Consider the following 24,124-nt stretch of genomic DNA (forward strand, 5'->3'; position numbering starts at 1 on the left):
GGACACCACACCATCGGGAGAGTCGTCCCCACGACCACCCGGACGGCCGTCCCCGGGGCCCCGCGCAGGCTTTACCAGACCATGTACTCCGTTCTTCCTTCCTTCACCCGCGCAGCGGGTACGCGTCAACTGCCGCGCCCTAGGGTTACGCCCGCTCTCACCCCGTGCACCGTCACCCCCTCACCAGGAGACCGGCCATGACTGCTCCTCAGGCCCCGCAGGACCACCAGACCGCGCTGCCCCCCAAGCGCACCCGGCGCACCCTCACCGCCATCGGCAGCGCCGTCGCGCTGGCCGCCGGTTCGCTCGGCGTCTGGGCCGCCACCGGCACCGCCGCCCAGGCCGCCGCGCTCCCGGCCCCCGACCACATCGTGGTCGTGGTGATGGAGAACCACGCCTACACCCAGGTGATCGGCAGCTCCAGCGCGCCGTACATCAACAACACCCTCAAGGCGGGCGGCGCCAACCTCACCCAGTCCTTCGGCCTGACCCACCCGTCCGAGCCGAACTACTACATGCTGTTCTCCGGCTCCAACCAGGGCCGCACGGACGACAGTTGCGTGGGCGTCGGCTCGATCTCGGCACCGAACCTGGCCTCCGAGCTGATCGCCGCCGGCAAGACCTGGAAGAGCTACAACGAGGGCCTGCCGTCCCAGGGCTCCACCACCTGTTCCAGCGGCAAGTACGCGCAGAAGCACAACCCGTGGTTCGGCTTCTCCAACGTGCCGACCAACACCGCGCTCACCATGACGCAGTTCCCGACCGACTACACCACGCTGCCGAAGGTCTCCTTCGTGGTGCCGGACCTGTGCAACGACATGCACGACTGCTCGGTCGGCACCGGCGACACCTGGATCAAGAACAAGCTGGGCGCGTACGCGACCTGGGCGCAGACCCACAACTCGATGCTGGTCGTCACCTTCGACGAGGACAACCGCCTCTCGGGCAACCGCATCCCGACCGTCTTCTACGGCCAGCACGTCACCCCCGGCAGCTCCACCGCCACCACCTACAACCACTACAGCGTGCTGCGCACCCTGGAGGACCTGGCGGGCCTGTCCACCCACGCGGGCAACGCCGCCTCCGCCACCACCATCACGGGCATCTGGAACTGACGCCCCGCCGTGCCGCCCCGGGCGCCGGCCCGGGGCGGCACACCCCCGTACCTCCGACCTCCGACCGCCGACCTCCGACCGCTGACGAGGTGTCACCCGCATGACGCGCACCACCCGCCTGCTCGTCCTCCTGTTCGCCGTCCTGCTGCTCGGCGGGGTGGGCACGGGGGCCGTCCTGTACGCCGCCGACCGCGCGGACCGCAAGGACCAGGAGCAGGTCGGCGGCCCGCCCGTCCGCCCGGGCACCGTCAGCCTGGCCGGCGGCCGGGGGCAACTGCTCTTCCGCAACCTGGCCTGGGGGCCGCACCGGGACGAGATCGTCACGGTCCCGGCCGGTGAGCCGGGCTCCACCCGCACCTCCTCCGGCCTCAAGTGCCTGCGCTTCCACGCCGCCGCCGGGACGGGCATCTGCCTCCAGGCCGTGCACGGCACGCTGGACGACACCTACCGCGCCGTCGTCCTCGACGACAGGCTGCACGAGCTGCGCTCCTTCCCCGCCGCCGGCATCCCCTCCCGGGCCCGGGTCTCCCCCTCCGGCCGGCTGGCCGCCTGGACCGTCTTCGTCAGCGGCGACTCCTACGCGGGCTCCAACTTCTCCACCCGGACCGCGATCGTGGACACCCGCGACTGGCGGTTCGAGTCCAACCTGGAGGAGTTCGCCTTCCTGGTGGACGGCCGGCCCCAGCGCGCCTCCGACCTCAACGTCTGGGGCGTCACCTTCGCCGACGACGAGCACTTCTACGCCACCGTCGCCACCGGCGGCACCACCCACCTGGTCCGGGGCGACCTCACCGCCCGCACCCTGACCTCGCTGCACCAGAACGTCGAGTGCCCCTCGCTCTCCCCCGACGGCACCCGGGTCGCGTACAAGAAGCGCGTCCCCGGCGCCTCGCCGGACGCCCCCTGGCGCCTGTACGTCCTCGACCTGGCCACCATGGCCGAGACCGCCACCGCCGAGCAGCGCAACATCGACGACCAGGCCCTCTGGGCCGACGGCTCCACCCTGGTCTACTCCCTCCCCGGCGAGTACGGCGCCGACCTGTGGACCGTCCCCGCCGACGGCACCGGCGCCCCCGCCACCCTCGCCGTCTCAGCCGTGGCCCCGGCGTACCTGCGCTGACGGTCCGCGGAGGCGAGGCCGATGCTCCGTCAGCGGCCCTCGGTGGCGGCCCGGTTGATCTCGGGGCTGCGCAGGACGTGCTCGCCGGCGCCGTTCCGCCCGGCGACGGCGATCATCGCGCGGGCGATGTTCTCGGTGGTGGTCACCCGGCCGGGGGCCAGGCGGCGCAGCAGCGGGAAGAGCAGCGAGAGCACCGGGTAGAGCCGCCGGTAGGCCGGGGTCCTGGAGACCTCACCGTGCACGGCGTGGATGTACGCCGGGCGGAACATGTAGGCGTGGAAGTCCATCGCGAGCAGCTCGTTCTCGGTGCGGCCCTTCACCCGGGCCCACATCAGCCGCCCCTGCTCGGTGCTGTCGGTGCCGTCGCCGGAGACGTAGACAAAGGTGAGCGGGGCGTCCGGCCGCACGGGCAGCGCGCGGGCGGCGGCGAGCGTGTAGTCGTGGGTGATCCGGCGGTACTCCTCCTCCCGCTTGCCGGCCGAGGTGACGCCCAGACAGAAGAAGCAGGCGTCGACGTCCGCGAACTCCCGCTCCAGGGAGCCGAAGTCGGTGAAGTCGGTGTGCACCAGCGAGGTCAGCTTGGGGTGGCTCACCTCCAACGGCCCGCGCACGACGGCCCGCACGCCGGTCACCCGGTCGTCGAGCAGGCACTCGCGCAGGACGCCCTGCCCGACCATGCCGGTGGCGCCGAAGAGCAGCACGTTCACGGGGTGTCCGTCCCTTCCCAGGTGGTCGCCCCCCAGTCTGCCCGCTCCACGGCCCGGCGCCCGCCGACGGGGCCGACGGCCGGTAATCCGGTGGCGGCGGCCTCGCCGACCGGGCATCGTGCGGGTCGATGACCGACGACGACACGATGCCCTACCGCCCCGTCAACTCGCTGGCCGGCATGCTGCAACGCGGCCACGGCAGTGGCGCCCGGTCGGCACTCGGCCACCCGGACCACGCCGCGCCGCTGGTCCTCGACATGATCCGCAGGGACTGGCGCTGGGACTCCACCGACGACCGCGCCCTCTACCTCGCCCGGCTGGTCCGCGACCTGGCACTCCCCCGGGGCCCGATCGCCGCCCTGCTCGGGGAGGACGAGCGGCAGACCGAACGGCCTGCGCCCACTCCCCCTGCTCCGGCGGGCCGTCGATCGCCTCGGCCCGGCGGCCGTGCCGGCGGCCCGGCGCTGGGTGGGCGACGAGCGGGCGTGGTTGGCCCGGCTCGGCGCGGACGTGCTGGCCGATCACCTGGGCCCCGAGGTGATCCCGCACCTGGTGGCGCAGCTGGCCGAACAGCGGGCGGCCCGCGCCTGGTGCGGGCCCGATCTGACGGCCCGGCGGCTGGCCCGGTTCGGGCCGGAGGCGGCAGGCGCGGCGGCGGACCTCCGGTGGTTCTGGCTACGCACCCCACACTCGTACGAGCGGGCCGCCTACCTGGAGGCTCTGGCCGCGATCGCCCCGACAGGCTTGCAGCAGGGGTACGTCCTCTCGCTCTGGGACTGCGAGGAGGCGTCCAGGCTGCTGGGCGTCGCCCACGCTCCGGACGGTCCCGAGGTGGCGGCACGGCTCGCCGAGCTGCGCGACGACCCGATGGAGGAGCCCGAGGTGCGGGCCGCAGCCCGGGCACGGCTGGCCGCCCTCTGACTCTCCCGAGACTTTTCTGCAAAAACTCTTTGGCAAAGAGCCGGATGCCGACCTAGGCTGCCGGTATGGAGAACGACGACCGGGCCCGGGTGCTCGACCCCGAACGGGACGCGGACGCGCTCAAGGCGCTCACCCACCCCCTGCGCATCCGCCTGCTCGGGCTGCTCCGGCAGGACGGCCCCGCCACCGCGAGCGAGCTCGCCGCCGCCACCGGGGAGTCCTCGGCCTCCACCAGCTACCACCTGCGGGTGCTGGCCAAGCACGCCTTCGTCGGCGAGGCCGAGCACCGCGACGGGCGCGAGCGGCGCTGGCGGGCCGTCCACGCGCTCACCTCCTGGGACTCCGCGGCGATGGCCTCCTCCCCGGGGAGCCGGGCCGTGCTCGGCTCGCTGCGCAGGCGTCAGGTCGAGCACCTGGAGAGCTCCCTGGCCCGCTTCGAGGCCGACGAGGAGGCCGGCCGGCTGGCACCCGGCTGGACGGGGCCGGCCGGGATCAGCGACTGGCTGCCCCGCCTCACGCCCGAGTCCCTCGCGGAGCTCTGGCAGACCCTGGAAGGCAAGCTCGACGAACTGACGGCCCGTGACGCCGAGGACCCGAGGGCCGCCCAGGTCGTCCTCCTCGCCGCCGGACTGCCGCTGGCCCCGACGGCCTCGCCCGTCCCGCCGGTGCCGCCCGTCCCCGGGAGTGCGCGGGGCGCGGGGAGTGCGGAGTGACCGTCCGCCCGCTCGACGCCCGGACGGCCCGCCGACGCTACGTCACCACCTGTGCCCTGCTCTGGTTCCCGATCGGGCTGACCGTCGCGCCGCTGATCCTGCTGCTCACCTCGCGCGGCCTGCCGCTGACCACCGTCACCCTCCTGCTGGCCGCCTACTCCCTCACCACCGCCCTGCTGGAACTGCCCACCGGCGGCCTCTCCGACGTCCTCGGCCGCCGCGGCGTGCTGGCCTCGGCCGGACTGCTGAGCACCGGTGCCCTCGCCCTGCTCGCCCTGGGCACCTCCGCCTGGCCGCTCACCGCCGGGATGGTGCTGATGGGCGCCGCCCGCGCCCTGTTCTCCGGTTCGGTGGAGGCCTGGTACGTGGACACCGTCCGCGCGGCCGAGGGTCCCGACGCCGAGCTGCGCACCGGCCTGGCCCACGGCACCACCGCCACCTCCGCCGCGCTCGCCCTCGGTACCCTGCTCGGCGGCGCGATCCCCTGGGCCCTCGGCCTCGGCCCCGACCCGGGCGGCACCCTCACCCGCGCCACCGGCGGCCTGCTGCTGCCGCTCTCCGTCCCGGCCCTGACGGGCTGTCCGGTCGCGCTCGCCTTCGTGCTGTACGTGCTCACCGCCCTCCCCGAACCGGCCCGCCCGTCGGCCACCCTGCGCGACGCGGTCCGTGACGTCCCCGCCACCGTCCGGACCGGCCTGCGGCTGGGCGGACGCGACGCGCTGGTGCGGCGCGTCCTGCTCGGCACGGCCGCCGCCGGCGGAGCGGTCGCCACCCTGGAGCTGCTGACACCGGGCCGCGCGGCCGAACTCACCGGCGGCAGCGCCGCCGCCGGGGCCGTGCTCTACGCCGCACTCGCCTGCGCCGGATTCCTCTGCTCCGCCCTCGGCAGCCAACTCGCCCCGCTCACCGCCCGGTTGGCGGGCAGCGGCGAGCGCGCGGTGCTCCTCGGCCTCACGGTCGGGGCGACCGGCCTCGCCCTCCTCGGCGTCACCGCCGCGACCACCGGCGCCACCGCCCTGGCCGTCGGCGGCCTCGGCTACGTCCTGGTGTACCTCGGCCTCGGCGCGGCCGGCCCCAACGAGAGCGATCTGCTCCACCACCGCATCCCCGACCGCACCCGCGCCACCGTCCTCTCCGTCCAGTCCCTCGCGCTCCAACTCGCCGGTGCCGCCATGGGCCTGCTCGTCGGGAGGCTTCCGGCCGGCCCGCTGCCCTGGCTCACCGCCGCCGCCGTCCTGCTCGCCGGAGCCCTCCTCTGGGCCCGCCGCGCGCCGGCGGAAGGCACGTCCGTGCCCGCTCCGGAAGAGGTCCGGGACCGGCCGCACGCGGGGCTCCGATAGAGTCCCGGCACCGACCGGGGGGACCACCTGATGCCGCATCCGTTCAGACGCACCACCACCGCTCTCGCACTCCTCCTCGCCCTGGGCACCGCCACCGGCTGCACTCCACCGCTCGGCCACTCCGTCGGCATCGTGACCGAGGGCGGTGTGGCGTCCGCCGTCACGGCGCTGTGCCCCGGCGGCGTGGTGCGTTCGGCGCACGTGCACGAGACCGGGGGCGAGGCGGACCTCTGGTGGATCGCGCACCCCGCGCCCGGTTCCGGGCCGGTGGACCGCATCCCCCTCCTCGCCGGCCCGCCCGGCTGGGTCATCGAGGAGGCCACCCTGACCGCCCTCCTCCCTGACCGCCGGTACGGCCTGACGGTCGCCCATACCGGCGGCGCGGCGAAGGACTCCTCGCTCGTCTTCGGCCTCTCCGACCTCGAAGGCCTGAAGCCCGGCCAGGTCCTCACCTGGAAGAAGGGCGGCGGCACCCGCGTGGTCACGGTGGACGAGTTCCGCGCCGCCGCCACCCGCGACTGCTGAGCGCCCGACGACAGGCCCCGCCGAAGGCTCAGCGGTCAGCCACCACCTACCTGGCCGTCGCACCCCTGGTGGCGCGGCCCTCCGCGGACTCTGACGCAGTGTCAGCGCCGCCTGGTAGAACTGTGCTCGGGACTGCTCCGCGGACGGGGCGGGGGGAAGGAGTCGAGATGTCGACGGCGATGCGGCGTTCGATCGCGGCGGCGGCCACCGTGGTGGTCGCGGCGGGGACCGGGATCGTCACCAACGTGGCGACGGACAGCCCCAGCGCGGGGTGGTGGGTCGCGCTCGGGGTGCTGGTGGTGCTCGGGGGGATCCTGCAGGTGTACCTGACGACCTCCTCGGGCGGCCCGGTGCCCGTGACCGCCTCCGGCCCCGGGTCCATCGCCATCGGTGGCAAGGCGACCGGCGCGTTGAAGACGAAGGTGCGGGGCGCCTCCACCGCCGCCTCCGGCCCCGCCCCGGCTCCGGGCGGGATCTCGGCCACGGGCGCGGGCACCATCGCGGTCGGCGAGGGCGCCGAGGGCCCGGTCGAGACCGACGTCACCTGATGCGCACACCGGCCGTCCGTGCCGACGGCGACCGCGCGGGCGTGCTCCTCGCCGGAACCTGAGCATCCGTCAGCAGGTGGCGCAGGACGGCCGTGTGGGCGTCGGTGACGGCTCGGCGTGACGCCGGGGTCGGGGCGGCCACGTCGAAGGCGTGGCCGCCGGTGGGGTGGTCGATCAGGTCGAGCGGGGTGCCGGCGGCCTGGGCGGCCGTCAGGAAGGCGTCGACGGTGGCGGCGATCGGCGGCTGCTCCAGGCCGGCGCGGGTGAGGACCAGCGGGAGGCCGGGGCCGGGGGTCGGGCGGAAGCGGGGCGGGACGGTGGCCCAGCCGGGGAGCGGGGCCAGGACGGGGTAGCTGAAGGCGACGCAGCGCAGCCAGGGCGGGGGCGCGGCGAGGTGGTCGGCGGCGAGGAGTCCGCCGCCGGAGAAGAACCAGAGGGCGATCCGGTCCGGGTCCACCCGGGGGTCGGCGCGGAGGGTGTCGAGGGCGGCGCTCAGGTCGTCCGCGGCCTGCGGGTAGTCGGTGAGGGCGTGCAGGCGGTGGTCGAGCACGGCGCCGACCAGGCCGAGGCTCGCCGCGTGGGCGGCGTGGCCGGTGTAGAGCGGCCAGTCCCGTGGGGTGGGGCGGGCGTCGGCGGGGAGCGGGCCGCCGTGGACCAGCAGGACGGCGGGGCGGGGCCCGTCCGCCTCCGGGAGGTGGAGGTCGAGCGCGCCGGTGCGGATGCGCGGGCGGGCGGGGACGTCCAGGACGAAGGGCCGCAGCTGGGGCGGGGCGGCGTCGGGGGCGGCCGTGATCCGCCGGCCCTCGTCGGCGGCGGCGCGCAGCAGCGCGTCGGACAGGGCGTGCGGGTCGGAGAGCATCGGCCAGTGTCCGGTGGGGAGTTCGAGGAAGCCGACCCGGGGGTCGGCGAGGGCGCGCAGGTGCGGAGGGCCGAAGCGGACGGCGGTCTCGACGGTGGCGAGATCGGTGCCGCCCCCGGCGCTGCAGAGGATGCCGGTGGTCGGCCAGGGCGCCGGGTCGCCGCCGAGGCGCAGCGGCTGGAGCAGGGTGGCGGCGGGCTGCGGTGCGGCGTACCGGTCGAGGAGGTCGAGCGCTTCGGGGGTGAGCCCGGCGGTGGAGCCCCAGCGGTGCCACTGGTCCGGTTCGGGGACGGGGACGGTGGCCGCCGGCCCGCCGGGGGCGGTGAGCAGCTCGCGGGTGAGGTGATCGGGCGTCAGGGCGAGCGCGGTGTCGCCGTCCCGGGGCAGGCCGGCGTCGAGGTGGACGATCCGGCCGATGCGTTCGCGGCGGCGGTCGGCGGCGCCGAGCACGGGGTGGATGGCGTAGCCGTGGCCGACCAGGACGAGCGGCTCGGGGCCGTCCAGGTGGTCGATCTGCTGGACCACGTCCTCGACGTGGGTCTCCAGGTCGGTGCCGGGGCCGGCCAGGTGGCGGCGTTCGCCGAGGCCGGTGAGGGTGAGCGGGTGGGCCTGCGCGCCCGCGCGGCGCAGCAGTTCGGCGGTCTCCCGCCAGATCCAGCCGCCGGTGAAGGGGCCGGAGACCAGGACGAACACCGTCATGTGGGACCTCCTGAGGGACGGTTCGGGTTCGCCGGTACGGTAGGAACTCCCCCTGAGGGAGGTTCAACCCTTGTCCGCTGAAGGCGATGTGTGGAGCATCGGCGAGCTCGCCGAGCGGGCCGGTACCACGGTGAAGACGGTCCGCTTCTACTCCGACCGGGGTCTGCTGCCGGAGGCCGGGCGCAGCTCGGGCGGGCACCGGCGGTACGGGCCGGAGGCCCTGGAGCGGCTGCGGCTGATCCGTTCGCTGCGGGCGCTGGACCTGCCGGTGCCTGAGGTGGGCCGGGTGCTGGAGCACGGGGACGGGCTGACGGCGGGTCTGACGGACGCCATCGACGGGCAGTTGCGGGTGCTGGGTGGGCAGTTGACGGCGCTGCGCTGGCGGGAGGCTGCGCTGCAGCTGCTCCGGGACACCCCGGTCGAACTGCGGGCGGAGCGGCTGCGGCTGGTCGGCGCGCTCTCCACCCCGCCGGGGACGACGGCACTGGCCCGGTTCTGGCGGGCGGCGCTGCCCGCGCGGCTCTCCCGGCCGTTGGTCGCGGCGGTGCTGGACCACGCCGTGCCCGAGCCGCCGGACGATCCGTCCCCGGCTCAGGTGCTGGCCTTCGCGGAGCTGCACGCGATCGCGACCGCTCCGTGCGGGGAGGGCGGGCGCTCGGGGACGGTGTGGACGGACCGGGTGCGGCGGCCGGACGTCCTGTACGACGGCCTGTTCGAGGCGTACTCCCTGGCCGTGCCGGAACTGACGGCGGATCGGGCACCCGGCCGGGGAACGGTGTTGGAGCGTTTCGTCGCGGCCCACGCGGAGAGCCGCTCGGAGCCGGACGGGCCCGGCTTCCGGCGGCGCCTGCACGGCCTGCTGTCCGCCGCCACCGATCCGGCGGTGGAACGCTACTGGGCACTGACCACCGCGTTCGCCCCGGCCGGGCGGACACCGACGGTGGGCGCGGCGCACGCCTGGATGCGGGACGCCCTGGCCGCGGACGTGGCGGCAACCGGCGGCTGAGCGGGCCGGCCCGCGGTGGAGGGCACCGTTCCGAGAGGAGCGCCTCCGGCCGGCGGACGCGACCGACTGAGAGGTGCCCCGGTCTCCTGACCTCGAACGAGGGCAGCGGAACGTGCGTGGTCACCGCATCTCCGGGGCACCGCTTCTGACGGCATCTCAGCGGGGTCAGGTCGGTGGCGGCTGGTAGAACTGGGGTGGGTCCGTTCCAGCGGGCGGACAGGGGGAGTGTGGGATGACGCCGGGTGTGCGGCGTTCGATCGTTGCGGGTGCGGCGGTCGTGGTCGGTGTGGTCTCGGTGGGCGACGGGTCGACCGGGCCGATCGAGACCGGCGTCGCCGCATGAAGCGTGCGCCGAGCGTCCGGGCCGACGGGGCGAGCTCGGTCGCGGTGGGCGGGGACGCCCACGGGCCGATCCTCACCAACCCGGTGTTCAACGTCTTCGCCGCGCCGGGGCCGGAGCGGCCCCCGGCCCTCCCCCGCACCCTGCCGCCGCAGCCGTCCGACTTCACCGGGCGGGAGGAGGAGATCGGCCGCGTCCTCGGCCGGGCCGGCGACCGCTCCGGCAGCGGCTCGGGGGACGGCTCAGGAGGCCACTCCGGCGGCGCCGCCGGGGACGGCCCCGGTCCGGTGGGGGCGGACCGGGTGGTGGTGATCACCGGCAAGCCGGGGGTCGGCAAGACCGCCCTCGCGCTCCACCTTGCGCACCACCCGGACGGCGACTTCCCCGACGGCCGGCTCTACGCCGACCTGCGCGGCATGGCCGACCGACCGTCCGCGCCCGAGGACGTGATGGCCCGCTTCCTGCTCGCCCTCGGCACTCCGCAGGCCGAACTCCCGAGCGACCCGGACCGGTTGCTGGACGCGTACCGGCTGGCGCTGGCCGGCCGCCGCCTGCTGCTGGTGCTCGACAACGCCGCCGAGGAGCAGCAGGTCCGCCCGCTGCTCCCGCCCGGGGGCGACGGAGCTCTGGTGCTGGTCACCAGCCGCAGCCGGCTGGCCGGGCTGGAGGGCGCGGACCGGCTGGACCTGGACACCTTCACCCCGGGGACGGCGCTGCGCTTCCTCCGGCAGGTCTGCGGTGCCGAGCGGATCGACCGTGACCTGCTCGCCGCCGAGGCCGTGGTCGGCTACTGCGGCGGCCTCCCGCTGGCGCTGCGCATCACCGCCAACCGGCTGGTCACCAACCCCCGGCTGGGCACGGCGGCCCTGGTCCGCGAGCTGCGCGACGAGCACGACCGCCTGGAGGCCCTGGAGGCGGGTGACCTGACGGTCCGTGCGGCCTTCGGACTCTCCTACCGCAGGCTGAACAAGGCGGCGAAGAGCACCTTCCGACAGCTGTCCCAGGTGCCGGGCGAGGACTTCGGCCCGGGCGTCTGCGCGGCCCTCACCGGCTTCGGGTTCCGCGAGGCCGCCAAGGCGCTCCGCAAACTGGCCGAGGCCAACCTGATCGAGCCCGCCCCGGGCGACGAACGCTACCGGCTGCACGACCTGCTCCGGCTCTACTCGAAGGAGCAACTCGCCGAGGAGGGTGCCGAGTCGGTCACCGCCGCCGCCCGGCGGATGTACGAGTGGTACTTCCACGCGGCCGAGAGGACGCTGTGCCACCTCAACGGAATGCCGATGCCGCAGGCCCTCCAGGAGGGCGGTGCACCGGAGATCACTTCCTCGGAGGACGCCGTCCGCTGGGCCGAGGCGGACCTCTCCGGCGCGATCCCCGCCCTCCGGCAGTTGCTGCGGCTGGCCGCACCCGACAGCGTCGTCAGCGTCGCGAGCTCCTTGGCGGACGTGTGTGAGATGACCGGCCGCTGGCGCGAGTGGGACGAGGCGATCACGGTCGGCCTCGAAGTCGCCGAGCAGGTCGAGAACCAGGACTTCAAGGCCGTTCTCCTGCTGCAGCGAGCCGAACTGGCCCGGGCCCGCAGGCAGTTCCAGGAGGCCATGGAGATCGCCCAGGAGGTCAGCGCCCTCGCCGAGGCCGAGGGCAATGCCCTGCTGCTCGCCACCTCGGACAACCTGGTGGCCCTCCTGTACATGTCCCTCGGGACTCCGGCGCAGGCGCGTCCCCTGCTGGAGCGGTCCCTACGACTGTCGCAGGAGCTCGGAGACCACCGCCTGGCCAGCAGGGTGCTCTTCAACCTGGGCACCGTGCACCGGGCGCAGGGCGACTTCGAGACGGCCGTCGAGTACTTCCGCCGTGACCTCCGGTTCTGCGAGGAGGTGCAGGACACGCCGGGCACCGCCGAGGCACTCAACACGCTGGCCACCACCCTGGTGGAGGTCGGTGACCGGGCGGCCGCCGAGCCCTACCAGCGAAGGGCCCTGGACATCTTCCGGCAGCTCGGCAACGGGTACAAGGAGAGCATGGTCCTCAACGACCTGGCGGTGACGATCCGCCACCAGGGCAGGTACGAAGAGGCGCTGGGCATGCATCTGGCGGACGCCGAGCTCTGCGCCGGTCTGGGGCACCGCGCCGGCGAGGCACTGGCCCAGTCGAACGCCGCGATCGTCCTCACCTCTCTCGGCCGCAACGAGGAGGCACGTCCGCTCGCGGAGGAGGCCGTCGCCGTGCTCGCCGAGCTCGGTGACGACCAGTGGTTGGTGCAGGGCCTCGGCATCCACGCGGTCGTGCTCTTCGCCGTCGGGGAGGACGACGAGGCGGGGCGGTCGGCCCGGCGTGCGCTGGAGATCCTCGACCACCACGGGTGGCACAGGGGTCGGGCCGAGCTCCATTTCAACCTGGCGGTCGGGTACGACAAGGCGGGCCGCCCCCGAGAGACCCTCGATCATGCCGAAGCCTTCCTCTCCCTGCGGGAACGGCCGTCCGAGCAGCTTCGTACGTCCGCCCTCGCGATGGCCCGTGGGGCCGCCGCCGAGCTGGGTGACGAGGCCACGGCACGCCACTACGAGGAGCTGCTGTCCGCCACCGGGCCCTGAGCCTCCGGCGGCCCTGCCGGCCACGGGTGTCCGACGGGCCGTCAGGTCCGTGACGGCGGTGTAGCAGACTGCTGGTGATCAAGGCGGCCGTGCCGGAGCTCCGGGGCGGCCGCCCCGCCGTCCTCGGAGGAGCACCGTCATGACCTTTCCCGCCACCGGCCGCCGCGTCCTGATCAGCGGGGCCTCCCGCGGCCTCGGCCGCGCCGTCGCCCGCGCCTTCGCCGCCAACGGCGACCGGGTCGCCGTCCACTACGGCTCCCGGGAGGAGGAGGCCCGGGCCACCCTGGACTCGCTCGACGGCACCGGGCACGTCCTGGTCGGCGGCGACCTGACCGATCCGGCCGGGGCGGGGGCCGCCGCGGTGGTGGGGGCCGCAGCGGAGGCGCTCGGCGGGATCGACGTGCTCGTCAACAACGCGGCGGTGAACACCCCGCATCCGCCCGCCACCACCGCGTACGAGCAGTGGGTCGCCGCCTGGCAGCAGCACGTCTCGGTCAACCTGCTGGCCACCGCCCACCTCAGCCACCTGGCCGCCCGGCACATGATCGACCAGGGCACCGGCGGACGGATCGTCAACATCGGCTCCCGAGGCGCCTTCCGGGGCGAGCCCGACCACCCCGCCTACGGCGCCACCAAGGCCGCCGTCCACGCCCTCGGCCAGTCCCTGGCCGTCGCCCTCGCCCCGCACGGCATCGCCGTCGCCTCCGTCGCCCCGGGCTTCTTCGCCACCGAACGCGTCGCCTCCCGCCTCGAAGGACCCGAGGGCGCCGCCATCCGCACCCAGAGCCCCTTCGGCCGCGTCGCCACCCCGGACGAGATCGCCGCCGCCGTCGCCTGGCTCGCCTCCCCCGCCGCCGAATGGTCCTCCGGCACCATCCTCGACCTCAACGGCGCCTCGTACCTGCGGACCTGACGCCCCGGAATGTCGAAGCGGGCCGGTGTGCACGCATGGCACCCTGACCGGATGGCAGCGGAAACGGGGCACACCACGGCAGCGGGCTGGATCTGGCACGTCCATCTCCAGGCGTTCCTGGGCCTGGTGGCCCGGTACGTGGGCCACGACTTCGACGCCACCGACTGGCAGGCCGTGTCCGTCGGCCTCGAGTCCACCGACGACGACCTCACCGATCGCTGGTTCGCCTACCCGTTGGCCGGCACGCGTCACCGGGTAGACGTCCACCTCGCCAACGCCGTCGGGGGTGACGAGGTCTCCGTCCGCGTCCTGGGCTCGACGGACCGAGAACTGGTGCTGCGCGTGGACACGTTGATGGCCGCGTACGCCGCCGCTCCGCCCTGCCGGCCCACCTGACGCCGCCAGGACGGCCGGGGTTCAGGGAGTGGCGATGACCAGGAGGGTGCGGGCCGGGGTCGTGCCGGGGAGGCGGCAGCGGTGGGGGACGTCGCCGCGGTGGTGGGCGCTCTGGCCGGCTTTGAGGGTGAGGGGTGGTTGGCCTTCGACCTCGAGGACGATCTCGCCCTCCAGGACGTAGAGGAAGTCCTCGCCGGGGTGTTCGAACCAGCCGCGTTCGCCGAGGCCGGGTTCGAAGTGGTGCTCGTAGGCCTCCATCAGGGTGCTGCTGCCGCCGGGGATGAGGACGCGGGCGATCTGGCCGGCGGCCTCGCTGACGCGGATGACCTGGGGGTCGGTCTCGTGGCTGACGGTGCCGGGGCGCTCCGGCGGGCGGAGGAAGGCGCCCGGGGGGACGTCCAGGGCCTCGGCGATGCGGTAGATCGAGGTGAGGCTCGGGGTGGTGAGGCCGCGTTCGAGCTGGCTGAGGAAGGGCTGGGAGAGTCCGGAGCGGGCGGCGAGCACGGCCATGGAGACGCCGCACTCCTTGCGGCGGCTGCGGACCAGCCGGCCGACGGCGAGCGCCTCGGGTGCGGGTTCGGGTCGGGACACGCTGGTGAACGTACCCCATCGGTTCCTGACGGCCCGTCGGCCCGGAGAGGTTTCGCACGGCCGCAACACGGCGTTGATAAGTGACGTCAATTATTGATCTCACTTATATCGGCCCCGGCGGACGACGCCGGGGATCCCCGAGGAGACGTCCGCGTGCACCCCACCGCTTCACCGCCGCTCGCCCGGCTCGCGCCACCCCTGCTGGCCGCGCTCGCCGTGCTGGCCGGCTGGACCGCCCTGGCCGGCTCCGGCGCCCTGGCGCCCGGCCTGCTGCCGACCCCCGCCGCCACCTGGCGGGCGCTCCAGGAGAGCGCCCGCACCGGCGTCCTGTGGAGCGACCTCGCCGCCAGCCTCAACCGGGCGGGGCAGGGCTTCGCCCTCGGCGCGGCAGCGGGCTGCGCGCTCGGCTTCGCCACCGGCTACCTGCCCCGGCTCTCCGCCGCCGTGACGCCGCTGGTCTCCTTCCTCCGTCCGATCCCCGCCATCGCGCTGGTGCCGCTGGCCACCGCCTGGTTCGGCATCGGCGAGACGGCCAAGCGCCTGCTGATCGCCTATGCCGTCCTGCTGGCCGTCTGGCTCTACGTCCACGACGGCGTCTCCCGGGTGCCCGCCGCCCACCTGCGCGCGGCCCGTTCGCTCGGCGCGCCGCTGCACCGCCGCTTCGCCGAGGTGCTGCTCCCGGCCGCCGCCCCGGCCCTGCTGGCCGCCCTGCGCTACGGCGCCTCGGTCGCCCTGCTCGCCCTGGTCGCGGCCGAACTGGGCGGCGCCCAGGCGGGGTTGGCGTACCGGCTGCAGGTCGACGGGCAGTTCCTGCGCACCGACCGGATGTTCGCCGGGCTGCTGGTGCTGGGCCTGCTCGGCGTCACCGTCGACCTGCTGCTGGCCGCCCTCGGCCGCCGCGTCGTGCACTGGAGCGCGGCATGAGCCAGTCCATCCACCTCGACGCGCTGACCGTCGGGTACGGATCCCGCCGCCGCCCCACGACCGTCCTCGACGCGACCGAACTCACGCTCCCCGCCGGCTCGTTCACCGCCCTGCTCGGCCCGAGCGGCTGCGGCAAGTCGACCGTGCTGAACGCCGTCGCGGGCTTCGTCCGCCCCACCGCCGGCCGGGTACTGGTGGGCGGCGAGCCGGTCACCGCCCCCGGCGCGGACCGCGGCGTGGTCTTCCAGCACTACGCGCTCTTCCCCTGGCTCACCGCCCGGGGCAACGTCGAGTTCGCCCTCAAGCGGCTCGGCCTGCCGCGCGCCGAACGCAGGCGCCGCGCCCTCGAAGCCCTGGCCGAGGTCGAGCTGGCCGACGGTGCGGAGAAGTACCCCGCGCAGCTCTCCGGCGGGATGCAGCAGCGCGTCGCGCTGGCCCGGGCGATCGCCGCCGAACCCCAAGTCCTGCTGCTGGACGAGCCGTTCGGCGCACTCGACGCGCTGACCCGGGCCCGGATGCAGGAGCTGCTCATCCGGCTCTGGCGCCGCACCGGCCTGACGGTCCTGTTCGTCACCCACGACATCGACGAGGCGCTGGCCCTCGCCGAGCGGGTCGTGGTGCTGGGCGGCCGGCCCGGCCGGGTGGTCGCCGACCACACCGACCCGTCCGCTCCGGGGCTGCGCGAGCTGATCTCGCGGCAGCTCGGCCACGGCCACGAAGCCTGAACCCCTCTCCCCCGTAAGGAAGTCCACCGTGCTCCACAGACCCCGTGCGCTCGCCGCCGCCCTGCTCACCGTCCTGCTCACCGCCACCGCGTGCGCGGGGACGGAGCAGCCGGCCGCCACCCCGAACGTCACCATCGCCGGCAGCGACTACCTGGGCGGCGCCCCGGTCTACCTGGCACAGGACCGCGAGCTCTGGCCGGCCGAGGGCGTCCGGGCCACCCTCCAGTCCTTCCCCACCGGCCGCGACGCGCTCAACGCCGTCCTCGGCGGCCAGGCCCAGCTCGGCGTGGTCGGCGACCTGCCCGCCGTCACCGCCGCGCTCTCCGGGCGCGACCTGCGCGTGGTCGCCGACCTGTCGCGCTTCGCCGACTGGCGGCTGCTCACCCGCGCCGATCACGGCATCACCGGCTTCGACCGGCTCAAGGGCCGCAAGGTCGGCCTGCCGCAGGGCACCAACGTCGAGTACGCGCTCTCCCGGATGCTCGCCTCCGCCGGGCTGACCGCCGCCGACGTCCAGGTGGTCAACCTCGCGCCCAACCAGCTGCCCGCCGCCCTGGCCCGGGGCGACGTGGACGCCGGGCTGACCTTCCCCAGCTCCTACGACGCCGTCCGCACCGCCCTCGGCGAGCGCTACGCCGAGCTGCGCTTCACCGGCTACACCGCCCGCACCCTGCTGGTGGCCGGCCCCGCCGCCACCGACGACGCCCGCACCACCGCCGTCCTGCGCACCCTGCTGAAGGCCCAGGGCGAACTCACCGCCGACCCGGCGGCCGCCCGCCGCGCCGTGCTGGCCCAGTCCAACGGCACCCTGCAGAGCGGGTACGTGGAGGCCTTCCAGCCCGCCTACGAGTACCGGCCGACCCTCTCCGCCGAGCTGCTCCAGCAGCTCCAGGACGAGGCCGCCTGGGCCAAGGCCGCCCAGGGCCTGCCCGGCTCCGCCGACCGCGCCGCGCTGCTGGCCCGGCTGCACACCGCCCCGCTCGCCGCGGCCGACCCGGCCGCCGTCACCGTCCGCTGAACCCCCTGCCGAAACCCCTGCCGAAACCCCGTCGAACTCCCCTTCAGGAGAAGGACCATGACCGTCGACCAGAACACCCTCCGCCGCCGCGGCCTCGGCCTGCGCGCCCACGACCCCGAGCGCAGCTGGGGCGGCTACACCCTCTACACCCCGATCGCCGGCCCCGGCGAGGTGAAGCTCCTCGACATCCACGGCGAGGCCGTCCACACCTGGACGCTGGCCCACCCGCCCGGCCGCCACGGCCAGTTGCTCCCCAACGGGAACCTCTTCTACCAGGGCAAGGACACCGAGGGACCCAGCCTCTTCCCGATCTGGGACGTCTACCACGGCGGCATCCTGCAGGAGGTGGCCCCGGACGGCACCGTGCTGCGCGAGGTCCGCCACCCCTTCCACCACCACGACGCCTCGGTGCTGCGCAACGGCAACCTGCTGGTGCTCGGCGTCGAACCGCTCTCCGCCGCCGACGCCGCCCGCATCCGCGGCGGCATCCCCGGCTCGGAGGCACCGGGCGGGGTGATCTACGGCGACGTGGTGTACGAGCTGACCTGGGACGGCGAGGTGCTCTGGCGGTGGGCCGCGATCGAGCACCTGGACCCCGAACTCACCCCGCTCAACCCGCACTTCGCCCGCGAGCACTGGCCGATGGCCAACACCGTCAACGAACTCCGGGACGGCGGCGTGGTGGTGGGCTTCCGCAGCGCCTCCACCGCCGTCGCGGTGGACCGCGCGGACGGCTCGGTGCGCTGGCGGATCGGCCCGGAGGTGCTGGCCCAGCAGCACTACCCGCACGAGCTGGCCAACGGCAACGTGCTGGTCTTCGACAACGGCACCTACCGCGACACCACCTCGGTGCCGTACTCCCGGGTGGTGGAGGTCGACCCCGCCGACGGCCGGACGGTCTGGAGCTACGAGGACAACCCGCCGCAGAACTTCTACAGCCCCTACATGTCCAGCGCCCAGCGGCTGCCCAACGGCAACACCTTCGTGGCCGAGGGCTCCTTCGGCCGGCTCTTCGAGGTGACCCCGGACGGCGACGTGGTCTGGGAGTTCGTGGTGCCCGAGTTCGGGGCCTTCGGACGGGGCGTCGGACTGGAGTCCTCACGGGGTGCGCAGAACGCGGTGTTCCGCGCCTACCGGTACTCGGCGGAGCAGGTCCCCTGGCTCTGAGCGCTCCGCACGGACACGTATGATTCTCGCTTGCCCTGGTTGGGGCGCTCGCCCGGTCCACCCACGGACAGACCCCCCAGGGAGAAGTGAGGAATGCCAGTGATCTGCGTCGGAGGCATGATCGGCATCGGCAAGACCAGCGTCGCCGAGCTGCTCGCCAAGGAGCTCGGCAGCGAGGTCTTCTACGAGAGCGTGGACGAGAACCCGATCCTGCCGCTCTTCTACACGGCGAGCCCCGAGGAGATCCAGGCCAACCGGTACCCCTTCCTGCTGCAGCTGTACTTCCTGCAGACGCGCTTCGCCGCGATCAAGGAGGCGTACAAGCAGGGCGACAACGTCCTGGACCGCTCCATCTACGAGGACTGGTACTTCGCCAAGGTCAACCACGACCTGGGCCGGATCAGCTCGCTGGAGATGCAGGTCTACGAGGGCCTGCTCGCCGAGATGATGCGCGAGATCGACGGCCTGCCGTACCGCAAGGCGCCGGACCTGATGGTCTACCTGAAGGCGGACTTCGAGACGGTGCTGCACCGGATCGGGCTGCGCGGGCGGGACTTCGAGCAGGACGAGGGCCTGGTGGAGTACTACCGGACGCTCTGGTCCGGGTACGACGACTGGGTCAACAAGCACTACTCGGCGAGCGAGGTGCTGGTGATCGACATGAACGACACCGACGTGGTGCACGTCCCGGAGGACGCCGCCCGCGTGGCGCAGCAGGTGAAGGACGCCCTGGCGGCGGTCCGTCAGCCGGTCTGACCCCCGCCTCCTCCCGCGTCCCGTCACCACCGGGCCCGGCCCGCTCCCCCGAGCCGGGCCGGGCCCGGTCGCTTCACCTGGCGGGCGCGGCGGCCTTCGTCCTGGCCTGGAGCGCGCCGAGCACCTTCGCCGGGTCGTCCAGGGCGGCGCCGACGTTCTTCTTGATGTCGGCCGAGACGCCGTCCCAGCCGGTGTCGCCCAGGGGGTAGAAGGCGGCCTGCGGGAGCAGGGCGAAGAAGGGCTCCAGGTCCTTGTGGGTGCCGCTGGCGGTCATCGCGTCGAGGGTGTCCTGGGTGACCGGCATCAGGTTGTAGAGCTCGTCGAACGCCAGGGTGTTCTCGGTGGCGTACACGAAGTCGAGGAACTGCTTGATCTGCTCCCGGTGGCCGTTCTTCCTGAACGCCATCGTCCAGTCGGCCACGCCCAGGGTGGACTTGAGCGCGCCGGAGCGCCCGGGGATCGGGGCGACGCCGTAGTCGACCTTGCCGTCGCGGGCCTGCTGGATCAGCGAGGGGTGGCCGTTGAGCATCGCGGTGCGGCCGGCCGCGAAGTCCGCGAAGGCGGTCTTGCGGTCGGTGGCGGCGGGCTTGGCGTAGGTCAGCCTGGGTGCCACCAGGTTGGACTTGAGCCAGCCGAAGGTCTCGATGTTGGCCTGGCTGTCGAGCGTGTAGCCGCCGGCGTCGGCGATGCCGCCGCCGTTGCCGAGCTCCCAGAGGGTGCTCTCGGCCTGGGCCTCCTCGGGGCCGAGCGGGAGGGCGTAGGGGACGACGCCCGGGACCTTCGCCTTGATCTGCTCGGCGGCCTTCCTGACGTCCTCCCAGCTCCTGGGGACCTCGGTGACGCCGGCCTTGGCGAGGAGCGCCTTGTTGTAGAAGAAGGCGCGGGCCGAGGAGACGAACGGGATGCCGTACTGGACGCCGTCGACCTCGCCGGCCTTGGCGAAGGTGGGGAGGATCTTGCCGAGCGTGCTGCCGGAGAGCACTTCGTCCGCCCGGTAGAGCAGCTTGTCCGCGACCTTGTCGGCGTAGCCCCCGGTCTGCACGACGTCGGGCTGCTCCCCGTCGCGGATCATGGTCTTGACCCGCTCGTCGATGTCGTTCCAGCTGACCACCTGGACGTGGACCTTGATCCTCGGGTGGTCGGCCTCGAAGCGCCGGGCGAGGTCGCCCCAGTAGACCTCGGAGCTGTTGGCCGCCTTGTCGCCGTAGTCGGCGGCGACCAGTTCGAGGGTGACCGTCCCGCCCGGGGTGGTGGCGCCGCCGCTGCCGCAGGCGCTCAGGGCGAGCGCGCCGACGGTGCCGCAGGCCAGCAGGGTCAGGAGTCTGCCGTTCACAGCGGGACGGCCTCGCCCTCGGGGGCGGTGGTGACGGTGGTCAGCAGCGCGGTGACCACCTCGGTGACGGCGCGCCGGCCGGCCGCCAGGTAGCCGCGCGGGTCGACGGCCTGCGGGGCGGCGTCGAGTGCGGCACGCACCGCGCCGGTCATCGCGATGTTGAGCGCGGTGCCGATGTTGACCTTGCTGATGCCGCCCCGGACGGCGCGCCGGATCTCCTCGTCGCTGACGCCGGAGGAGCCGTGCAGGACCAGCGGGACGTCCAGCGACAGGCGTATCCGGTGCAGCAGTTGATGGTCGATCAGGGCGTCGCGCGAGGTCATGGCGTGCGAGCTGCCGATGGCGACGGCGAGGGCGTCGACGCCGGTCTCCTCGACGTAGCGCCGGGCCTCGGCGGGGTCGGTGCGGGCACCGGGGGCGTGGGCGTCGAGCGGGCCGTGGCCGTCCTTGCCGCCGACCTCGCCGAGCTCGGCCTCCAGCCAGAGGCCGTTGGCGTGCGCCCAGTCGGCGGCCTCCCGGGTGGCCTCGACGTTGCGCTCGTAGGAGAGGTGCGCGGCGTCGTACATGACGGAGCCGAAGCCGCAGTCGGCGGCCTGCAGCAGCAGGGCCCGGTCCTTGACGTGGTCCAGGTGCAGGGCGACCGGGACGGAGCTGCGGCGGGCGGCGCTGACGGCGGCCGCCGCCAGCGGGTGGAGCTGTCCGCCGTGGTACTTCACGGCGTTCTCGCTGACCTGGAGGATCACGGGTGCGCCGACGGTCTCGGCGGCGGCGATCACGCCCTGGAGGTGTTCGAGGGTGATGACGTTAAACGCCGCGACGGCGCTGCGGTGGGCGGCGGCTTCGGCGACGAGTTCGCCGGAGGCGGCGAGCGGCATGGCGGGCCTTTCGTGGGCGTACGGGCAGCCTCATCATGATCATTTGCATGAACGTGATTACGGTGGGGCTTATTTAAGCAGTTTCGCGCACACATGCCCATGGCTTGGCAGATCGCGATCCCGTCACGGAGCCCTACCTCTTGACTGAACACGGCCGCACTGCCACGGTTTGCGCAAAACTGCGCTTGATTGCCACGTATCGCGCAGCTTTGATCACCCCCACACCACGCAGTGACGAGGAGTCACCATGAAGCGTCGTGATCTGCTCCGGGCGGGCGCGCTGGCGTCCGGCTTCGCCCTGCTCCCGGTGAGCGTGCGCAACGCGCTCGCCCTGGAGGCCCCCACCGGCGGGCTCGGAGCCATCGAGCACGTCGTGATCCTGATGCAGGAGAACCGTTCGTTCGACCACTACTACGGCACCCTGCGCGGGGTCCGGGGCTTCAACGACCCGGCGGCCGTCACGCTGCCGAACGGGAACCCGGTCTTCAAGCAGCCGAACGGCGCCGGATCCGTCCTGCCGTTCCGGGTCGGCGACCAGTTCCTCTCCGGCACCGCCCACGACTGGACCTCGGGCCACGCCGCGTGGAACAACGGCCGCAGCGACCAGTGGGTGGCGAAGAAGGGCACCCAGACCATGGCCCACTTCGACCGGGCCGCGCTGCCCTTCTACCACGCGCTCGCCGACGCCTTCACGATCTGCGACGCCTACCACTGCTCGGAGCTGGGGCCCACCAACCCCAACCGGCTCTTCATGTGGTCCGGCAAGCTCGGCTACGAGCCCGGCAGCACCACCACACGCGCGATCGGCAACGCGGCCTGGCAGAACCCCGGCCACACCGGCTACACCTGGACCAGCTACGCCGAGCGCCTGGAGGCTGCCGGCCGCAGCTGGAAGACCTACCAGGAGTGGGACAACTACGGCGACAACAGCCTCGACTACTTCACCAGCTTCCTGACCGTCGGCCGCAAGGCGGTCGCCTTCGCCCGCGACGACGCCGGCAAGCCCTTCCCCAACGTGGAGTACTTCCACTACGCGCTCCAGGCCGCCGCCCCGGCCCGGCAGAGCCAGCTGCTGGCCCAGCTCGACCAGGGCCTGACCACCCTCACCGCGGCCGAGCGCAGCCTGTACGACCGGGGCCTGGCCCGGCTGAGGCCCGGTCAGCTGGCCGCCGCCTTCCGGGCCGACGTCGCGGCCGGGAAGCTCCCGGCGGTGTCCTGGATCGTCGCCCCGGAGAACCAGTCGGAGCACCCGGACTGGGGGCCGAACACCGGGGCCGAGCTGGTGAAGCAGATCCTGGACGCCATCGCCTCCGAGCCGGCGGTGTGGAACAAGACCCTGTTCCTGCTCAACTACGACGAGAACGACGGCTACTTCGACCACGTGCCGCCGCCCGCCCCGCCGGTCTCGGCCAACGACGGGCTGTCCACCGCCGCGCTCGGCGACGAGCTCTACGGGAGCGAGGTGATCGGCCTGGGCGTCCGCGTCCCGCTGCTGGTGGTCTCCCCGTGGAGCCGGGGCGGCAAGGTCTGCTCCGAGGTCTTCGACCACACCTCGGTCCTGCGGTTCCTGGAGAGGTGGACCGGCATCGCCGAGCCGAACATCTCGCCCTGGCGCCGGGCCGTCTGCGGGGACCTGACCTCGGCCCTGGACACCACCCAGGCCACCGCGAGCTACCCGAACCTGCCCACCCCGGTGCCCACCGGCGGCCCGCGCTCCACCAACCCCGCCCCGCCCGGCACCCAGGTGATGCCGGGTCAGGAGCCGGGCGTGCGGACCGCCCGGCCGCTGCCGTACGACCTCACCGTCTCGGCGAGCGCCACCGCCGCCTCGCTCGGGATCACCTTCACCAACAACGGCACGGCCGGCGCCCACTTCTACGTGCACGCAGGCGCCTTCCGGACCGACGGCCCGTGGCGCTACACGGTCGAGGCGGGCAAGTCGCTCAGCGACACCTGGCAGGCGGGCACCCCGACCGGCGCCTACGACCTCACCGTCACCGGCCCCAACGGCTACGTCCGCCGCTTCGCGGGCAACCGGGTGACCGCCACCACCTCCGGCAACGCCAACCCCGAGGTCACCCTGCGGCACGACCCGGCCGCCGGCCTGGTCTGGCTGCGGATGACCAACTCCGGCTCCGCCGCCTGCACCCTCACCGTCCGCACCGGCAACCGCGGCGGCGGACCATGGACGTACCCGCTCGCGGCGGGCGCGAGCACCGAGGACTACTTCTCGGCCGGCGGCACCCTGGCCGGCTGGTACGACCTGACGGTGACCGCGTCCACCACCGACGGATTCCTCCGGCGCTTCGCCGGCCACCTGGAGAACGGCGCCGAGAGCATCAGCGACCCCACCATGGGCTCCGCCCAACTCCCGTGCAGCGTCGAGTACTTCGACAGCCAGGAGCTCACCGGCGAGAACGGCGCCGCGGTCAACGCCGTGGACGGCAACCCCGCCACCCTCTGGCACACCCGCTGGTCCGGCACCACCGATCCGCTGCCGCACGAGATCCAGCTCGACCTCGGCACCAGCCGCACCGTCACCGGCCTGCTCTACCTGCCCCGGCAGGACGGCGGCGCCAACGGCCGGATCGGCTCGTACGAACTGCAGTTGAGCACCGACGGCACCACCTGGGGCGCCCCCGTGGCGAGCGGGACCCTGGCCGACACCGCCGCCGCCAAGACCATCCGCTGCTGGCCCACCACCGCCCGCTACCTGCGCCTGCGGGCCCTGACCGAGGCCGGCAACCGCGGCCCGTGGACCAGCGCCGCCGGCCTCGCCCCGCTCGGCTGGTAGTGGCGGTTCTGCGCAATAGTGATTGAAACTGTGCGCCTCTAAGCATGTTCGCACTCTTGACTGCACTTTTGGCGAATGATGTCATGCCGTGCGCAGCCCGCGATCCGGGCTGCGCCCATCCCCCCGTGAAGGACGTCGCATGCGC

22 protein-coding genes are annotated in these 24,124 nt (G+C 73.8%); 17 read left to right on the forward strand and 5 right to left on the reverse strand.

Features of this window, described 5'->3' with window-relative positions; genetic code table 11:
• Positions 1-197 precede the first annotated feature (197 nt).
• Positions 198-1,115, forward strand: coding sequence for an alkaline phosphatase family protein (locus ACWEPF_RS03265; RefSeq protein WP_452171190.1), 918 nt, complete (start codon positions 198-200; stop codon positions 1,113-1,115).
• Between the two features lie 100 nt (positions 1,116-1,215).
• The gene (locus tag ACWEPF_RS03270; RefSeq protein WP_452171191.1) at positions 1,216-2,235 is read left to right on the forward strand and encodes a TolB family protein; all 1,020 of its coding nucleotides are present in this window, start codon (positions 1,216-1,218) and stop codon (positions 2,233-2,235) included.
• Between the two features lie 29 nt (positions 2,236-2,264).
• Here the strand turns inward: ACWEPF_RS03270 and ACWEPF_RS03275 are convergent, their stop codons facing one another.
• Complete coding sequence (locus ACWEPF_RS03275) at positions 2,265-2,942, reverse strand: NAD(P)H-binding protein (protein ID WP_452171192.1); 678 nt, start codon at positions 2,940-2,942, stop codon at positions 2,265-2,267.
• Positions 2,943-3,389: 447 nt separating this feature from the next.
• Between ACWEPF_RS03275 and ACWEPF_RS03280 the strand changes: the two genes are divergently transcribed.
• The 5 genes from ACWEPF_RS03280 to ACWEPF_RS03300 all read left to right on the forward strand — a co-directional run bounded on the left by ACWEPF_RS03280 (position 3,390) and on the right by ACWEPF_RS03300 (position 6,989).
• On the forward strand, positions 3,390-3,863 hold the full coding sequence (locus ACWEPF_RS03280) for a hypothetical protein (RefSeq protein ID WP_452171193.1): 474 nt from the start codon (positions 3,390-3,392) through the stop codon (positions 3,861-3,863).
• A 65-nt stretch (positions 3,864-3,928) separates the two neighbouring features.
• A complete protein-coding gene (locus ACWEPF_RS03285; RefSeq protein ID WP_452171194.1) occupies positions 3,929-4,576 on the forward strand; it encodes a helix-turn-helix domain-containing protein in 648 nt (215 codons plus the stop codon).
• Complete coding sequence (locus ACWEPF_RS03290) at positions 4,573-5,916, forward strand: MFS transporter (protein WP_452171195.1); 1,344 nt, start codon at positions 4,573-4,575, stop codon at positions 5,914-5,916. Before ACWEPF_RS03285 ends, ACWEPF_RS03290 begins: the two co-directional genes overlap by 4 nt.
• Positions 5,917-5,946: 30 nt before the next feature.
• Positions 5,947-6,441 carry a hypothetical protein gene (locus tag ACWEPF_RS03295; protein WP_452171196.1) on the forward strand — a complete coding sequence of 165 codons (495 nt, stop codon included), beginning with the start codon at positions 5,947-5,949 and terminating at the stop codon, positions 6,439-6,441.
• Between the two features lie 167 nt (positions 6,442-6,608).
• A complete protein-coding gene (locus ACWEPF_RS03300) occupies positions 6,609-6,989 on the forward strand; it encodes a hypothetical protein (RefSeq protein WP_452171197.1) in 381 nt (126 codons plus the stop codon).
• On the opposite strand, the gene ACWEPF_RS03305 is transcribed toward ACWEPF_RS03300, so the two are convergent.
• A complete protein-coding gene (locus tag ACWEPF_RS03305; protein ID WP_452171198.1) occupies positions 6,982-8,547 on the reverse strand; it encodes an alpha/beta fold hydrolase in 1,566 nt (521 codons plus the stop codon). The genes ACWEPF_RS03300 and ACWEPF_RS03305 overlap by 8 nt on opposite strands.
• A 70-nt stretch (positions 8,548-8,617) precedes the next feature.
• On the opposite strand from ACWEPF_RS03305, the gene ACWEPF_RS03310 reads away from it, so the two are divergent.
• The 4 genes from ACWEPF_RS03310 to ACWEPF_RS03325 all read left to right on the forward strand — a co-directional run bounded on the left by ACWEPF_RS03310 (position 8,618) and on the right by ACWEPF_RS03325 (position 13,796).
• The gene (locus tag ACWEPF_RS03310) at positions 8,618-9,553 is read left to right on the forward strand and encodes a MerR family transcriptional regulator (RefSeq protein WP_452171199.1); all 936 of its coding nucleotides are present in this window, start codon (positions 8,618-8,620) and stop codon (positions 9,551-9,553) included.
• Positions 9,554-9,892: 339 nt separating this feature from the next.
• Positions 9,893-12,487, forward strand: a complete 2,595-nt coding sequence (locus tag ACWEPF_RS03315) for a tetratricopeptide repeat protein (protein WP_452171200.1) — start codon at positions 9,893-9,895, stop codon at positions 12,485-12,487.
• Between the two features lie 139 nt (positions 12,488-12,626).
• On the forward strand, positions 12,627-13,400 hold the full coding sequence (locus ACWEPF_RS03320) for an SDR family NAD(P)-dependent oxidoreductase (protein WP_452171201.1): 774 nt from the start codon (positions 12,627-12,629) through the stop codon (positions 13,398-13,400).
• A gap of 51 nt (positions 13,401-13,451) precedes the next feature.
• Complete coding sequence (locus ACWEPF_RS03325) at positions 13,452-13,796, forward strand: hypothetical protein (RefSeq protein ID WP_452171202.1); 345 nt, start codon at positions 13,452-13,454, stop codon at positions 13,794-13,796.
• Between the two features lie 21 nt (positions 13,797-13,817).
• On the opposite strand, the gene ACWEPF_RS03330 is transcribed toward ACWEPF_RS03325, so the two are convergent.
• Positions 13,818-14,387 (reverse strand): helix-turn-helix domain-containing protein, encoded by a 570-nt coding sequence (locus tag ACWEPF_RS03330; RefSeq protein ID WP_452171203.1) that lies wholly within the window; start codon positions 14,385-14,387, stop codon positions 13,818-13,820.
• A gap of 153 nt (positions 14,388-14,540) precedes the next feature.
• On the opposite strand from ACWEPF_RS03330, the gene ACWEPF_RS03335 reads away from it, so the two are divergent.
• From ACWEPF_RS03335 to ACWEPF_RS03355, 5 genes are all read left to right on the forward strand, one after another.
• Complete coding sequence (locus ACWEPF_RS03335) at positions 14,541-15,311, forward strand: ABC transporter permease (protein WP_452171204.1); 771 nt, start codon at positions 14,541-14,543, stop codon at positions 15,309-15,311.
• A complete protein-coding gene (locus tag ACWEPF_RS03340) occupies positions 15,308-16,036 on the forward strand; it encodes an ABC transporter ATP-binding protein (RefSeq protein ID WP_452171205.1) in 729 nt (242 codons plus the stop codon). Before ACWEPF_RS03335 ends, ACWEPF_RS03340 begins: the two co-directional genes overlap by 4 nt.
• Positions 16,037-16,064: 28 nt before the next feature.
• Positions 16,065-17,054 carry an ABC transporter substrate-binding protein gene (locus ACWEPF_RS03345; protein WP_452171206.1) on the forward strand — a complete coding sequence of 330 codons (990 nt, stop codon included), beginning with the start codon at positions 16,065-16,067 and terminating at the stop codon, positions 17,052-17,054.
• A 57-nt stretch (positions 17,055-17,111) separates the two neighbouring features.
• Positions 17,112-18,221, forward strand: coding sequence for an aryl-sulfate sulfotransferase (locus ACWEPF_RS03350; protein WP_452171207.1), 1,110 nt, complete (start codon positions 17,112-17,114; stop codon positions 18,219-18,221).
• 93 nt (positions 18,222-18,314) lie between these two features.
• On the forward strand, positions 18,315-18,977 hold the full coding sequence (locus ACWEPF_RS03355) for a deoxynucleoside kinase (RefSeq protein WP_452171208.1): 663 nt from the start codon (positions 18,315-18,317) through the stop codon (positions 18,975-18,977).
• Between the two features lie 73 nt (positions 18,978-19,050).
• Here the strand turns inward: ACWEPF_RS03355 and ACWEPF_RS03360 are convergent, their stop codons facing one another.
• Entirely contained in the window at positions 19,051-20,310 is a 1,260-nt protein-coding gene (locus tag ACWEPF_RS03360; protein ID WP_452171209.1) for an extracellular solute-binding protein, read from the reverse strand.
• Positions 20,307-21,185 (reverse strand): class II fructose-bisphosphate aldolase, encoded by an 879-nt coding sequence (locus ACWEPF_RS03365; protein ID WP_449798289.1) that lies wholly within the window; start codon positions 21,183-21,185, stop codon positions 20,307-20,309. The genes ACWEPF_RS03360 and ACWEPF_RS03365 overlap by 4 nt, the downstream gene beginning before the upstream one ends.
• Before the next feature lie 247 nt (positions 21,186-21,432).
• On the opposite strand from ACWEPF_RS03365, the gene ACWEPF_RS03370 reads away from it, so the two are divergent.
• Positions 21,433-23,979 (forward strand): phosphocholine-specific phospholipase C, encoded by a 2,547-nt coding sequence (locus ACWEPF_RS03370; RefSeq protein WP_452171210.1) that lies wholly within the window; start codon positions 21,433-21,435, stop codon positions 23,977-23,979.
• Positions 23,980-24,124 lie beyond the last annotated feature (145 nt).

This window comes from Kitasatospora sp. NPDC004289 (assembly GCF_053602875.1).